We start from the raw sequence: 12,599 nt of genomic DNA on the forward strand, positions 1-12,599 counted from the left end.
CCCTCAGTTGCTATCAGGAAATTTTCAACAATTCCACATCAAAAATCAAGGTAGCATTAGGAGGAATCACGCCACCCGCACCGCGATCGCCATATCCCAAATCAGCAGGGATAATCAGTTTTCTGCGTCCCCCCACTTGCATAGAGGCGACTCCCTCATCCCAGCCTTTAATGACTTGACCGACCCCAATTGTAAAGGAAAAGGGCTGATTGCGATCGCGGGAACTGTCGAACTTAGTGCCATCTTCAAGAGTTCCGGTATAGTGAACCGTAACTGTCTGACCACGTTGTGGACTAGCACCAGTTCCCTTCTGTAAATCCACATACTGGAGGCCGGAATCTGTTGTAACTAGGTTTTCTTCTGTATTTGTCATATTTTGAGCAATGGTGAAATTAGCTGTCGGTGCTGCTATACCTCCTGACAGCAAGGAATTAGTAGAAACCTTCTTTTCTTGAACAGGAATCGAGGTTTCAGGTGTGACCTGGGTTCCCATATTGGAAGCATTAGCTTCTTGTCCAGAATAGGTAATTTGAGCAACAATGAGAACCAGGGAACAGGCTACAATTACCCCAAAGCTGATCAAAATTTCTCGCACCTTTTATCGTCCTCCTAAGTGAAGTTAGGGAAAATCATTTTACCAAAAATCGGCTAACTCTGTTGATTCAGATACATCAAGGGGAGTCATTCCGCCATGGGGACATAGCCAAGGGTTCTGGCTTCCTAAGTTTTGATGAACATGACCCCATTGAGTACACCTGAAGTTTGCCAGAAAAACCGATAGTGACTATTCCAGTTTGACAGCTTATGGTTGTTAGCGCCAGTGGCGATTTTCCAAATCTCGCATTTGACGTTCTAAACGGTCCAAGCGTCCCCGCAACTCATCAAGTTCTGCCTGGCGGGGAACACCGATATCCTGCATCATATTTTTAATCTGACGCTGCATCAAATCTTCCAGGCTTTGCTGATCCATTTTCAGGCGCTGCATCATCTCGTCAATAAAGCGTTTAGCATCATCTGGGTTAAGGGTTCCCTCTTTGACCCACTGATCTGTAACCTCCTGCAATTTCTCGGCTACCAGGGAGGTGGTGCCAATACCAATCATCAAAAGCTGTTTGAGTAAATTGTTGTCATCCATAGGTTTTTAAGTATCTAGTAAAATTTAAGCTAGATTTACGGTCAAACAAACTGTATCACTTTTCACTTTTTTTGTTGAAAGCCCCCTACTGTCGATCGCTATTGATTTTCCTATGCCAGAATGTCCCCGTTGTCGTCAACCCGTTGATTCTCAGGCGATCGCCTGTCCTTACTGCAAATATGAACTCAAGGCCTTTGGTCATCCGGGTATTCCGTTACACCGCGCTGATCAAGGGGAGTTTCTCTGCCAGAGTTGTCTTTATCATCAAGACGACACCTGTAATTTTCCTAAGCGTCCTTATGCCAGGGAATGCACACTCTATCAAGACCAGAGTAAACCCATTGTGCCTCAGCCTTCACTCAACAGTCAGGTGAGATTTCCACACTCTGTGGGTGAATGGGTGCAAAGAAACGCCCTAGGGGTGGCTATTGTGATTATTATCATCATCAGTGTATTACTAGCTTTGTAGCCGGGGAAGGATCTACGATCGCACTACGGAACGGATTTCGTGCCAGAGGCGCTGATATTGTTGCATACTGGCAACAGTTAGGGGCAGCAAAAATTCACTGCGATCTAAAATGTCGGTATCTGGTAACAGTTGCGGATTTTCCCGTAAATCCTTGGGTAAATCGGCTCGTGGCATTCCCCAAACTATGGGGGAGGTTGCGCCAGTCAATAATGACATTTGGGTGGCTATTTCGGGTTGCCAACAAAAATCAATCCAGGCTTGCACTAGGGGGTTATTAGTGGCACTGGTGGCTTTAGGTTTGACCCACACATCTGACCATAGGGCCGTACCGGATTTAGGGATAGCGATCGCTATATTATGTTGTCGTTGCAGTTGGGGGGAAATATCTCCTGACCAACCGACAGCCAGCCAAGTATCGCCCAAAATTAGGGGTTTGAGATAATTATCAGAATCATAGAGGCGGACATTTTGGTGTAGTTGTTCCAATTGTGCCTTCAAGTCGGGAACTAGATCGAGATCAGGGGTGTTGTAGGAGTAGCCCAATTTTTTCAGGGTTAAACCAATCACCTCTCGCCCTTGATTTAATAGGGAGATGCGACCCTTGCACTCGGACCGCCATAGGTCTTCCCAGTCGGTGGGAGTCCAGCCTAATTTCTCAAACTTATCAACCCGATAAGCGATCGCTGTTGTCCCCCAGCGATAAGGGGCCCCCCAAATATTACCTTCTAGGGAGTCGCTCAATTCTCCGTTTTGGTTTCGTCTAACTAGATTTTGCCAGTTTTGGGGTAATTGCTGCCACTGGGATAAATCCTCTGGGTTGAGGGGTTCGATTAACTCCTCTCTAATGGCTGCTGATAGCCAATAGTCGCCAATCATGACTAATAGCGCGGAGTTGCTAATGGCTTCGGCTTGTAATTGCTGGTAGAGGTCTTCGAGATTAAATTTGGGTACAAAATTTAACCCCGGCCGCTGCGGGTGTTGGCGGCGAAAGCGGTTTACCAGTTGAACGGGAACAGAACCATTTAGCAACTCGACCCGAAAATCTGTGGGCGTATCACATCCCCCGATTAATTCCACCAGTGCTAATAGACTTGTTCCCCACAGGAAAGATCGTCGGTTCACTAAACCCTTTTTGATAAATATTGTCCGATCATGTTTTGCGGATTCATTTAAGCTGAACATTCCTTAGCATTGATTGACAATGCCTGGAAGGGGCTAACTTCCCTTTCCGCGTGCGTCACATCAGAAAGCGTTTCCTTTCCCCCAATGGTTGATCTATGTGACGCACCCTACGGGTTATTTCAGATATATCAACCCTGTTTCACCTCTAAACGTCTCGCACACATATAACCATTGTACTCGGTTCTGAGCAATAATTGTCAAACTTGAGCCCGGCTTTTGGGGCGATCGCAACTACAACAGAGTTCGGTGCGTCAGATCTCAATATTCGGGTAAGTGTCAATTTGACACCCTACAGAAGCTCAATGGAGCTGAATCTGCTGTTGAGGTAGTGTCATTACTGGCTTAAATCTCATGGCGCTAACATTTCGTAACATCAGGCACAACACTGGGTTTAATTATCCGGTTTAATTCCGTCAGAGCGTGTTAACTATAAACCCTTATCCTGACAGCGATAGCGGGTTATTACTCAACCCGATAACTATGCCTAGTTACTCAAATGTTACTCATAACTTAGTCCTAGCACAGGAAAATAATTTTGTCAACAGGTTGATTACTCAGTCAACAAGCACAACTTAATCAATCTGTCAAATATCCATTCCTCCCCCTAACCAAACACCGATAGGGTAACTCCCTTGTGATAGCAGTCAATGGCAAGCCTATCGGTTCGTTCCTCACCATTGACTGCTATCACATCGGTCGCACCCCTAAGAGTGTTTGTTTCGGTTATGGGGGGAGGGTATGGCTCAAATTTCAAAACCCATAGGGGTAGTCAGATTATTAGTGAAATATTGAGGAGCCTACTCACTACCAACAAAATGCGATCGCATAATCTGAACTATCATCTACCGGAACCAACCCGATACCCCTAAACAACTTTTCAACTGGTGACTTGTTTCGTTATCTCTCGCTGATACCTACATAATCCTAGAGAATTGCTTTACCAGCGACAACGGTTATCCACATAATCCTAGGGAATTGACTCCCCATCGAAACCGATACCTACATACCGCTAGACAAGTCTCCAATTTATAGGGGTACTGAGTTCCGCACGGGATGATTACCCCTAATAGACGGGTTAAGGTTTTGGCTTAGGGTGTTTATTGTGGGTAAATTAGAGGCAAGCATTCATATAAATGATTTCCAGGCCTGGAAAACCAGGCCTGGAAACAAAAAATATGCAAGCACCCCCTACAGTCAGAAACCATAGGGGGCCATTTAAGTTATTGAGTTAGCTGTTAGCTGTTAGGGCTTAGGGTTTAGGGTTTACTGCACTTAGTAATCATAGCGTTAGCTACATCTATTAACTTGTCTACAGTAACTTGGTCAGATTTTCCAACGTAGATGTGATGATTGACGCTACCATCCCACCCTTTGAGGTTCCAGTAGGTAAAACCATTGATTGAGAGTTTTTTGCACGCTGTAAATCGCTTTCCGTTAACCTCTAAAGCAAAAGATTTATTGGTTTCCAGATATTTAAACCATTCTAAAGAACCTACTTCAATACAGATATTACCATGACCTACCAGAAACCCTTTGTAAGACCCTGTTAGTGTGACTACCGGGAGTAGCTTAGGCATGAAAATCACCTCCCAGTAGGATATCGCTGTTATAGCCGTTAATGTTGAAATCAGAGGCAATAATGCCTGGTTGAGGTTGAGAGATAATTGGATACTGAGATTCTACCCATTTTTCGTGTACCGTCATAAAATCAACAGCGGCGTTATGAGCTATTTCGGCTAATGTCACCCTAGTATCCTGGTTAGCGTAGGGGATATCTCGTGACATCATTTGAATGTAAATCTCCCTAGCCATTTCTGCAATAACCATCATTTTTTCTTGTTTAAACTCATCCATTTTTCTATCTCCTATTGATTGTTATCTGGAATTAAAACTCGTCATAATCTTCCCCATAGTCTCCATTTTCGATTTCGTAATGATTCTGAATCTTTGCTTTAAGTAGCCTTTCGATACCTTTTAAAAGTTCCATTTCCGCCGACAAAAAATGTTCGTGGATTGCAATAAATTCCTCAATCTCATTAAATTTTTTGGGAGTTTTGGCAAGTTCTACTAAGTCGAGCAATCCCACAACATTAGGGTTTAATCGATTGCTCATGTAGCTATATTCTACTACGTTTAATCCGGGCGTACTTGATTTGATTGACATGGATTTATCCTTTGATAGTGGTTAAGTTGTGATAGTTTAACGTCATTTCGGACGGGTTTGTTACTCAATTTTAGTCAGCAAATGTTTAATGTAATTAAGTTGTTTTAGGAGTAATTGTTCCTTTGCGACTGCCAGGGAATACTCGGTTTGACAATCATTCATTATTGTTATCAAAGTATCCTTAGCGTCTTGTTTGGTAGCATTGTAAATCGTGGTGTCTACCATTTGTTTAAACGTTTTAAACCTTGTTTGAGTAATAGCGTCAATGTTATTTTGAGTCATTTTAATTCCCTCCTTAAATAATTTGTTTCCAAACGTTTTTACCGTTTTGATTAATCATTGAATAGCCCCTGCTTTTCATTAGATTAGTCAACTCTGAAACATTAACGCGACTATCAAGATATCCATCTGTTTTAGCTCTCTCAATGGCTTCTTTTAACGCTTTCGGGTCGATATCAGTTACAACCTCGGTTAACTCAGGACATCCCGCGTTAATTGCCTGATTGTTTTGTTTCATTTTTGCCTCAATACTTTGAGTGATAAAACTGTCTAAAAATTGTTCAGTACCTGATGATATAGTCAAGATTTTTTCATTAACAAAATCCCAGTAATCATTGAAGCGTTTAATTGATTCATTGATAGATAATTGATAAATCAATGAATGAGTGACAATAATTTCACTTGATAACCTAGCGTTAATGATATCTTTTTTGTGTTTCTGTAGTTGTTTTTTGACCTTGCTGTATTGATTGCAGTTATCGATATTTCTCCAGAAAATTTCTAATTGAGATGATAATTTATCAAGCGTAATATCCTCTACATCGTTTAAATCACTTAACTCGTAACTATTCCCCCTATATTCCTCTGATGTCATAGTCTCTCGTTTTTTAAACCATATAGGAAACATCCGTCTTTTGAGTTCGTTTAACTCCCACAATGTCCACAATGGATGTATTGAATTAATCACCTTTAAAGCGAAAGCATTAAAAATCATGTTAGTTCCCGGTGTCTGACTACTGATGGTTATTCGGCTATTTTTGCGGTTTAACACCTTGAAAAGCGATAACATATTCTCATTTTCAATTAATAAGCTAGGGGTGATATCTTCCCATACCAATATAAAATTTTTCTCAAATTCACATTGAAGGGGGTCATAAAATCGTTCATGTTGTATCTTGTTTCTCAGTGAAGCGAAAGTGCTATTAGCAAGCACCGAGGTTGTCTTGTATAGTTCAGATGCTACGGTAGCTATCTGTGACTTTCCAGTACCGCTAGACCCCCAAAGGAACAGGATACCAGCGGTAGACATTAACGTTACTGGAGACGCTATAAACGAGGCGATAATTGGAAACTGAATATCAGGATATGGTAGAACACAGACAGCCCGTAAAACAGACTCTAATTGCTCACCCAGGTTGCCTTCTGTGATTATTTCTTCTAGTTCAGATGACATCTGACTTCTAATTAGTCTATAATCAATATAGTCCTCAGACATGGTAGTAACCTCTTATCGCTCTTGACTTGTTGACATGGTATGGTAGTTATTCCCCCCTAAATATTTAGGGGGGATTTATTTGTGACTACATTAATCGCAGTAATTCAATTAATGCAATTAATACATTAGAATCAAGTTGTTTAACCTTGTTATAAAGACTCTCAAAGCTAGGGTCACAATCCAAAACCTTAGCCCCTTCTGTTAACCTTTCCTCGAAGGTTTTGTATTTTGCCTTTCCATTAAATCCTGCTTTATTTTTAGTTTTGGATTCAATGAAAGCGTCAATATCTCCGATTGAGTAAGTAGCGAAAGATTGATTGAATGGATTAATACATTCAATTTCTAAGATATTAGAAATATCAGAGTTTAAATTATCGTCTCCGATATTTCCCTCTAATATCCTGTCAGAAGGTCTGACTGATGATTGACTTAGATTTATTGTTGCTGTAAACATCACAGAACCGTCTGTAAGCATTGAGTCACTTTCGACTATTTTAAGCAATGCGAGTTCTGGAGATGTAGGGGTGTATTCTCGTTTTTTGCCGTTATATTCAGTCTCGTATTTTTCAATACAAAACCGTACAGCAATTAATTCTTTATCACCTTTGGAATAACTCCAATCCCTATCATTGAAGTTAGAAAAATCCCCTGATACACCTTTCCCGAATATCCATAAATGAGGTGACTTAATTCGGAATTATGCATAATCAACAATTAGAAAGGTTGCCGTTTCACCGGGCTTAACTGCACTGCAATAACTAAATTTATCGTCCTGTTTTTTGCCGTAATATCCGATACTCATGATTAACTATCCTTTGATGATTGATTATGACGTTTGAAATTTTTTTGCATACCTCCCAAAATTGAGGGTTACCAACAATTGATACTCGTAGGCTGCCTTCATTTGTCAACCTTGCTGTAGCGTCGTGACCTCTGTAGTCCCCCCTAGGGCTATAACAACCCATATAGGAATAAGCTAAATCAAGGATTTCCTGGGTTTTATGTTCCTTTATAGGGGTTAGTATCCGGTAGGCTATTTGAGTGGTTTCTGACTCAAATAGGTGTGGGTTATAGGTGGTGTTTATTAACTCACCGTCAATGGAAAATAACCCCTTGTAGTGCAGTTTATTCATTGTTTACCCTTGGAATCTCTAAGTTTTTCAAAAGCCCCTTAAACTCGTCGATATTGATAAATGAGATGCCTTGCCATCGGTAGGATGTCCCCCTTATAACAAACCAACACTGATTGACTAAACCAGGATTAAGGTACTGCAATAACTGCATTTTTAGCTTAAATGAATCAGTTAATACTCCCTTAACTTCGATGTAACGATTAAAGAACGGACTATAAAAGTCGGGGGTCCAGGTGATATTTTTCCAAGGTTTCTGGCAATGTGTTTATTCGTTTAATTCTGTTCTCTGGATTATCAGCATTAACCGTTATTTTTTCCGGCATTTCAGCCGGAAAGTATTCAGGGTCTAGGAACTCGTAAATCCTTCTAATCATTCCACAGCATTCTTCATTCATGTCTGTCTGGTATTGTGATTTGACGAACGTTGTTTTCTGGCGGCAAATAATCTTTATCTTCAGACAGAATCCATAGTTTATAGCTATAATTACGGGTGTTCTCCCAAATTCGTGTACCGTCTAAGGAGGTGTAGTTTAATCTAGTACTCGTAGGAAATACTGGATACCAGTATGTATTTTCATACCACCTACCTCGATAGGCATTCGAAAATATGTCAGACTCATATTCGTAGTATGATTGATGACCTCTATCAGCATATGGAACTTCCCATAAATGTATATACTCTAACATTGCTTCCGGGTCTTTAGTCCAAACAGTTGTTACGTCTGTCCAGGTTGTGGTTGGAGTTAAACGGTAAAAGATAGACCCGAATAATGGACTAATACTAAGCCTATTTGGACCACGACATGAAGCGTTATATTCAGAGTTATAAAAACTATTAAATGAAACATTTTCACAACCTGAATTCATATAGTAAGGTTTTAACGGGTATAACTTACGATGTTTAACATAATCATTATGTACAATTATCGGCTCTTCGTAATTGTACTCTGAATCATTCCATGATTCTTCCCACTCTATAAACACATCTAATCCAATCTTATTAAGTCTAAAATTTGACGTTGTTGATTCCTGCTTTCTCCACCAATGCCTATTAATACTAGATGTTCCACTGCTAAGTCTACTATTTACTATTTGAGCAAAAATCATTAAATGCCATTTATCATTATTTTTAACAGGATAATCACGAGGGTCTGGCATTTCGTTCCCCGGTTTTGGTGGCCGCCTTCCTTTATCATCATCTACCTCGTCACCGCTATTAGGACCGCCAAAACCTCTACCAGCGCCACCCTTTCCCCTAGGTTTTTTTCCTCCCTTTGGTTCATCTCTTTTTGGGGGTTCCTCGTCTACTCGTCGTGTGTCATCATCTACTCGTCGTGCCTCGTCTTCTCTTTTCCACCTACCATGGTCTTCTGGGTTAATTCCACGCGGCACTCTGGTAATTGGGTCCCAAGGATTTACTAATCCGGGAACACCTCCTCTATCTCTTTCCCTTGCATACGGTAAACCCCTACCAAAGTCCATTGTTGAAGATGTTTGGTCGCCTAAATCTCCTGCTAAACCTGAACTTACACCGCCTGACCTACCAACCCCGCCTGACCTACCAATATTCCTGGGTGTGCTTGACCTAATAGTATCTTTAATTTTTATAGTGTCTCTAACCATTTAAATAATCGCATTAAAGTAGTAATATTATACTAACAAATAATTTATTAATAGGTGGTTAAAATGGTGAGAGGTGTTAAAAATATCACGGCTAATATCAACGCTGCTAACTGGAGTAACGCCATAGAGTTATTTAACGGGACTATTTTAGAATCATTAATAACAGAAAGATATAAATATGATATCGGTATTTACAGCTATATATCATCGTTAAACGCTAGATGTTACACTCCCAGTATTGCACAATCACAAATCCCCAAAATTTACCCGGAAGATAGCTATTACCAACGGTGGGAAAAAAAACAGGAAGTGTTGCAGGAAGCGGTAGATTTACAAATATTTTATGGGAATATGGCAACAGAAAACGGGTTAAATTTAGGGATTGTCAAATTGCCATATTATGGAGGCATTCACACCGAAAACCTGTTAATTGAATTAATCACTAATCAAAACGAAGGTTTAGCAATTGATAGCAACTCAATAGTTAAAGCTAGGTGTTTAACTCAGTTACATAACAATGATTCTATTAATATTTTGGGCATGGCTGAATATCAACTCGATACAGTTCCTCAAACCCCTACATTGACACAACCCGAAAATTTTGGGGTGACAATAGGCAATACCCCCACATTAGTTAGACCCTCAAATATTAATCGGTATAGGTTGCACTTACAAAACGTAGGTTCTGTAGGGGTATGGTTTTGTCACGGTGATATCAGTAACTGTGTACCTTATCAATGCCTATATTTACCTCCTAACGCTGGGTGGGATGATGAACTAAAATCAACAGCTTCTATCTATGCTATAACTGAGGATAGCGTAACCAATATTGTTGGGTTAGAACAAACAATAAATTGGTAAATTTTACTTTGATTTAGGAGTTTATTATGAGTTTCTCAGTTTATAGTTCTGTTGTCAATTTAGACACTCTAAATATGAGCAGTAAAATACCGGGAACTCCCGAAACTACCGCGATAAGTTTGACTGCTAACACTATCACGGAAGTTGTGCCTATCAATGCTACCAGTAACGGTAGAACGGTGTTTGTAAAGAATCGGTCAAATACCAATGTACATCTAATATTTGACCCTACAGGTGATAGCGTGTCAGACGCTGCATTTTCGGTTAAGCCAGGTGATACCATCTCAATAACGTGGGGTAGAACTGAGTTACAGGCGATAGCAGAATCTAGCGCTAGTATCAGCGTTACAATTATCGAATATATCAATATGTAATCATCAAATGAATGGCTAGTATTAAGTTATTAGCCATTTATTTGATTACTCAATATAGAGGCAGTTATGACTAATTTCAACATTTACTCTAGTAAGTTTGGGCAATCAACCGATGACTTGCCAGAAGGTGAAGTTAATCTGTATTTAACTAATGAACGGATACAAGCAGTTATTGACTCCAATACTAATTTAGTCAAATTAACTGAGTTAATTTGGAATAATATTATTAATAAACCTGGCACTTTCCCCCCATCTACTCATTCCCATAGCTGGACTGAAATAACGTCCAAACCGTCTACGTTTACTCCATCAGAACATACACATACTATTGCTAATGTTACAGGACTTCAAAGTACATTAGACGGTAAAGAGCCTACTTTTACCAAAAGTACAGCATTTAACAAAAATTTTGGAACAACTATTGGAACTGTTACAGAAGGTAACGATGTCAGATTATCAAATGCTAGAACACCAACTAGCCATACACATACCTTATCTCAAATAACAAATTCAGGTAATGTTGCTGCCATTGATACAAATGGCAGTACATCTAACTATTTACGCGGCGATGGTGTTTGGGTAACACCTCCTAATACAACCTATTCTGCGGGAACTGGCTTAACTTTAGTAGGAACTGAGTTTAGAAACACCGCCCCAAACGTATCCACCAACCTCTCTACAAGCACTACAAGCAATACGTTAACCGTTAACAGTTCTGACGGTACTAATGCTGTATTACCTGCTGCTACAACAACCGTTGCAGGTGTAATGTCGAACGCTGATAAGACAAAGCTGGATGGGATTGCGGCAGGCGCACAAGTAAATGTAGCAACTAATTTAGGAGTAACAGCAGGAACAACAGCAGGTCCTGTAGTTACATCATCAACAGGAACTAATGTTACTTTACCTACAGCTAGTGCAACTAATTCAGGGATAATTACAACTGGGAATCAGACATGGACAGGAGTTAAAACATTTAATTCATTAATTACCGGGTCAATAAGTGGAAACGCCGGAACAGCAACAGCACTTCAAACTGCTAGAACAATTAATGGGACTTCGTTTAATGGTAGTGCCAATATAACAATAACTGCCAATACTCCTAATACATTAACAAATGGTACGGGATTAACTGGAAATAATTTTAATGGGAGTACTGCCCATGGGCGGTTGCTTATGGCACTACAGCAAACACAGCCTGTCAAGGTAATGATAGTAGATTATCTAACGCTAGGACTCCCACAACGCACACACATTCAAATATTACATTAACTGCAGGTGATGGTTGATCCGGAGGAGGAACTTTAGCAGCTAATAGAACAATTAATGTAGATTCAACTGTAGTTAGAACTACAGGTAATCAAACTTTAACAGGAATTAAAACATTTAACATAACAAATAATCCAGTAACTTTTGCAACTAATGAAAGTTTTCCTGATGGAAATATGCTTATTGATTTTAATGTTTGGAGGGGGTTTGACATCCGCCGGATAGGCTCTAGTGCTGGTTCGGCAAGTTTAGTACTAAATAGTAGAGTTGGAGGAAATAGCTGGGCGTTTTCTCATCAAGGGAATTATTCTATGCAATTAGAAGCAGATAATAATCCTAGAGTATTTATATATCATGGTATTAATTTTCATCAAAGCGATTGGCGAGCTGTTCCTAACGATAGATGTTCAATACAAGTATACAACGGACAGACATATTTTACAAAGAGCTCAACTCTTTCTTCATCATCTGAAGTACATACTAGATTTAGAGTAGGAGGCACAAATGTATCTTATATTAACGATAATGGAGACTACGTTAAAGGTAGCTCTGATCTTAAATTCAAAACACTTTTATCAAAACCAACTCTAGGGTTAAGCGAAATTAACGCATTGACAGTCACGTGGTTTAAGTATAATGAACTTGCAGCATTTCATGGCTTTAATCCAAGTACAGAACAATTTGGGTTAATTGCTCAAGAAGTACAAAATATATACCCTAACGCAGTTGAAGTGGTTAAAAATGACCATACAGATAGTCCTGAAGTTGACGACAAAAAAATAGATTACTTAACAATCATGTATGATAAACTGATACCATTAGTGATTGCGGCAATTCAGGAATTATCAGAAAAAATCGACAAATTGGAAAATATGCTAAACACTCAACAATAAA

Annotated in this window: 15 protein-coding genes and 2 pseudogenes; 5 read left to right on the forward strand and 12 right to left on the reverse strand. The window is 39.8% G+C overall.

All coding sequences use genetic code 11. The annotated features are described in order from the left end of the window. Positions 1–13: 13 nt before the first annotated feature. Positions 14–595, reverse strand: coding sequence for an FKBP-type peptidyl-prolyl cis-trans isomerase (locus N39L_RS08260; protein ID WP_006619439.1), 582 nt, complete (start codon positions 593–595; stop codon positions 14–16). Between the two features lie 216 nt (positions 596–811). Next, positions 812–1,135 (reverse strand): phasin family protein, encoded by a 324-nt coding sequence (locus N39L_RS08265; protein WP_006619440.1) that lies wholly within the window; start codon positions 1,133–1,135, stop codon positions 812–814. Between the two features lie 112 nt (positions 1,136–1,247). Between N39L_RS08265 and N39L_RS08270 the strand changes: the two genes are divergently transcribed. Continuing rightward, positions 1,248–1,604, forward strand: a complete 357-nt coding sequence (locus N39L_RS08270; RefSeq protein ID WP_006619441.1) for a zinc ribbon domain-containing protein — start codon at positions 1,248–1,250, stop codon at positions 1,602–1,604. A gap of 12 nt (positions 1,605–1,616) precedes the next feature. Here the strand turns inward: N39L_RS08270 and N39L_RS08275 are convergent, their stop codons facing one another. The 10 genes and pseudogenes from N39L_RS08275 to N39L_RS08320 all read right to left on the reverse strand — a co-directional run. Next, positions 1,617–2,786, reverse strand: coding sequence for an extracellular solute-binding protein (locus tag N39L_RS08275; RefSeq protein WP_006619442.1), 1,170 nt, complete (start codon positions 2,784–2,786; stop codon positions 1,617–1,619). Positions 2,787–4,042: 1,256 nt separating this feature from the next. After that, positions 4,043–4,363 carry a hypothetical protein gene (locus N39L_RS08280; protein ID WP_014274906.1) on the reverse strand — a complete coding sequence of 107 codons (321 nt, stop codon included), beginning with the start codon at positions 4,361–4,363 and terminating at the stop codon, positions 4,043–4,045. Continuing rightward, the gene (locus tag N39L_RS08285) at positions 4,356–4,640 is read right to left on the reverse strand and encodes a hypothetical protein (protein ID WP_014274907.1); all 285 of its coding nucleotides are present in this window, start codon (positions 4,638–4,640) and stop codon (positions 4,356–4,358) included. Before N39L_RS08285 ends, N39L_RS08280 begins: the two co-directional genes overlap by 8 nt. A gap of 31 nt (positions 4,641–4,671) precedes the next feature. Continuing rightward, positions 4,672–4,950, reverse strand: a complete 279-nt coding sequence (locus tag N39L_RS08290; RefSeq protein ID WP_231851947.1) for a hypothetical protein — start codon at positions 4,948–4,950, stop codon at positions 4,672–4,674. A 60-nt stretch (positions 4,951–5,010) separates the two neighbouring features. Next, positions 5,011–5,232: a hypothetical protein gene (locus N39L_RS08295; RefSeq protein ID WP_006616005.1), complete on the reverse strand. Its 222-nt coding sequence runs from the start codon at positions 5,230–5,232 to the stop codon at positions 5,011–5,013. Between the two features lie 13 nt (positions 5,233–5,245). Beyond that, positions 5,246–6,445, reverse strand: coding sequence for a hypothetical protein (locus N39L_RS08300; RefSeq protein ID WP_014274908.1), 1,200 nt, complete (start codon positions 6,443–6,445; stop codon positions 5,246–5,248). Positions 6,446–6,530: 85 nt separating this feature from the next. After that, complete coding sequence (locus N39L_RS08305) at positions 6,531–6,920, reverse strand: hypothetical protein (RefSeq protein WP_231851946.1); 390 nt, start codon at positions 6,918–6,920, stop codon at positions 6,531–6,533. 289 nt (positions 6,921–7,209) lie between these two features. Then, the gene (locus N39L_RS08310; protein WP_014274433.1) at positions 7,210–7,578 is read right to left on the reverse strand and encodes a hypothetical protein; all 369 of its coding nucleotides are present in this window, start codon (positions 7,576–7,578) and stop codon (positions 7,210–7,212) included. Next, positions 7,571–7,834: pseudogene (locus tag N39L_RS08315) on the reverse strand (PDDEXK family nuclease); the annotation flags it as partial. The gene N39L_RS08310 and the pseudogene N39L_RS08315, both read right to left, overlap by 8 nt. Then, positions 7,824–9,201: pseudogene (locus N39L_RS08320) on the reverse strand (hypothetical protein); the annotation flags it as partial. The pseudogenes N39L_RS08315 and N39L_RS08320, both read right to left, overlap by 11 nt. Positions 9,202–9,264: 63 nt before the next feature. On the opposite strand from N39L_RS08320, the gene N39L_RS08325 reads away from it, so the two are divergent. The 4 genes from N39L_RS08325 to N39L_RS08340 all read left to right on the forward strand — a co-directional run bounded on the left by N39L_RS08325 (position 9,265) and on the right by N39L_RS08340 (position 12,598). Continuing rightward, the gene (locus N39L_RS08325) at positions 9,265–10,062 is read left to right on the forward strand and encodes a hypothetical protein (protein ID WP_014274909.1); all 798 of its coding nucleotides are present in this window, start codon (positions 9,265–9,267) and stop codon (positions 10,060–10,062) included. A gap of 26 nt (positions 10,063–10,088) precedes the next feature. After that, a complete protein-coding gene (locus tag N39L_RS08330; protein WP_014274438.1) occupies positions 10,089–10,436 on the forward strand; it encodes a hypothetical protein in 348 nt (115 codons plus the stop codon). A 66-nt stretch (positions 10,437–10,502) separates the two neighbouring features. Further along, positions 10,503–11,708: a hypothetical protein gene (locus N39L_RS08335; RefSeq protein ID WP_014274439.1), complete on the forward strand. Its 1,206-nt coding sequence runs from the start codon at positions 10,503–10,505 to the stop codon at positions 11,706–11,708. 173 nt (positions 11,709–11,881) lie between these two features. Further along, positions 11,882–12,598: a tail fiber domain-containing protein gene (locus N39L_RS08340; RefSeq protein ID WP_014274440.1), complete on the forward strand. Its 717-nt coding sequence runs from the start codon at positions 11,882–11,884 to the stop codon at positions 12,596–12,598. The last annotated feature ends 1 nt before the right edge of the window (position 12,599 follow it).

Source organism: Limnospira platensis NIES-39 (genome assembly GCF_026000695.1).
GTDB classification, from domain to species: Bacteria; Cyanobacteriota; Cyanobacteriia; order Cyanobacteriales; family Microcoleaceae; genus Limnospira; species Limnospira platensis.

Coding starts and splice junctions, on each gene's coding strand:
- N39L_RS08340 (WP_014274440.1), top strand. CDS start 11,882: ATGCTTATTGATTTTAATGTTTGGAGGGGGTTTGACATCCGCCGGATA.
- N39L_RS08330 (WP_014274438.1), top strand. CDS start 10,089: ATGAGTTTCTCAGTTTATAGTTCTGTTGTCAATTTAGACACTCTAAAT.
- N39L_RS08310 (WP_014274433.1), bottom strand. CDS start 7,578: ATGAATAAACTGCACTACAAGGGGTTATTTTCCATTGACGGTGAGTTA.
- N39L_RS08300 (WP_014274908.1), bottom strand. CDS start 6,445: ATGTCTGAGGACTATATTGATTATAGACTAATTAGAAGTCAGATGTCA.
- N39L_RS08305 (WP_231851946.1), bottom strand. CDS start 6,920: ATGCTTACAGACGGTTCTGTGATGTTTACAGCAACAATAAATCTAAGT.
- N39L_RS08290 (WP_231851947.1), bottom strand. CDS start 4,950: ATGTCAATCAAATCAAGTACGCCCGGATTAAACGTAGTAGAATATAGC.
- N39L_RS08285 (WP_014274907.1), bottom strand. CDS start 4,640: ATGGATGAGTTTAAACAAGAAAAAATGATGGTTATTGCAGAAATGGCT.
- N39L_RS08280 (WP_014274906.1), bottom strand. CDS start 4,363: ATGCCTAAGCTACTCCCGGTAGTCACACTAACAGGGTCTTACAAAGGG.
- N39L_RS08270 (WP_006619441.1), top strand. CDS start 1,248: ATGCCAGAATGTCCCCGTTGTCGTCAACCCGTTGATTCTCAGGCGATC.
- N39L_RS08275 (WP_006619442.1), bottom strand. CDS start 2,786: ATGTTCAGCTTAAATGAATCCGCAAAACATGATCGGACAATATTTATC.
- N39L_RS08325 (WP_014274909.1), top strand. CDS start 9,265: ATGGTGAGAGGTGTTAAAAATATCACGGCTAATATCAACGCTGCTAAC.
- N39L_RS08265 (WP_006619440.1), bottom strand. CDS start 1,135: ATGGATGACAACAATTTACTCAAACAGCTTTTGATGATTGGTATTGGC.
- N39L_RS08295 (WP_006616005.1), bottom strand. CDS start 5,232: ATGACTCAAAATAACATTGACGCTATTACTCAAACAAGGTTTAAAACG.
- N39L_RS08335 (WP_014274439.1), top strand. CDS start 10,503: ATGACTAATTTCAACATTTACTCTAGTAAGTTTGGGCAATCAACCGAT.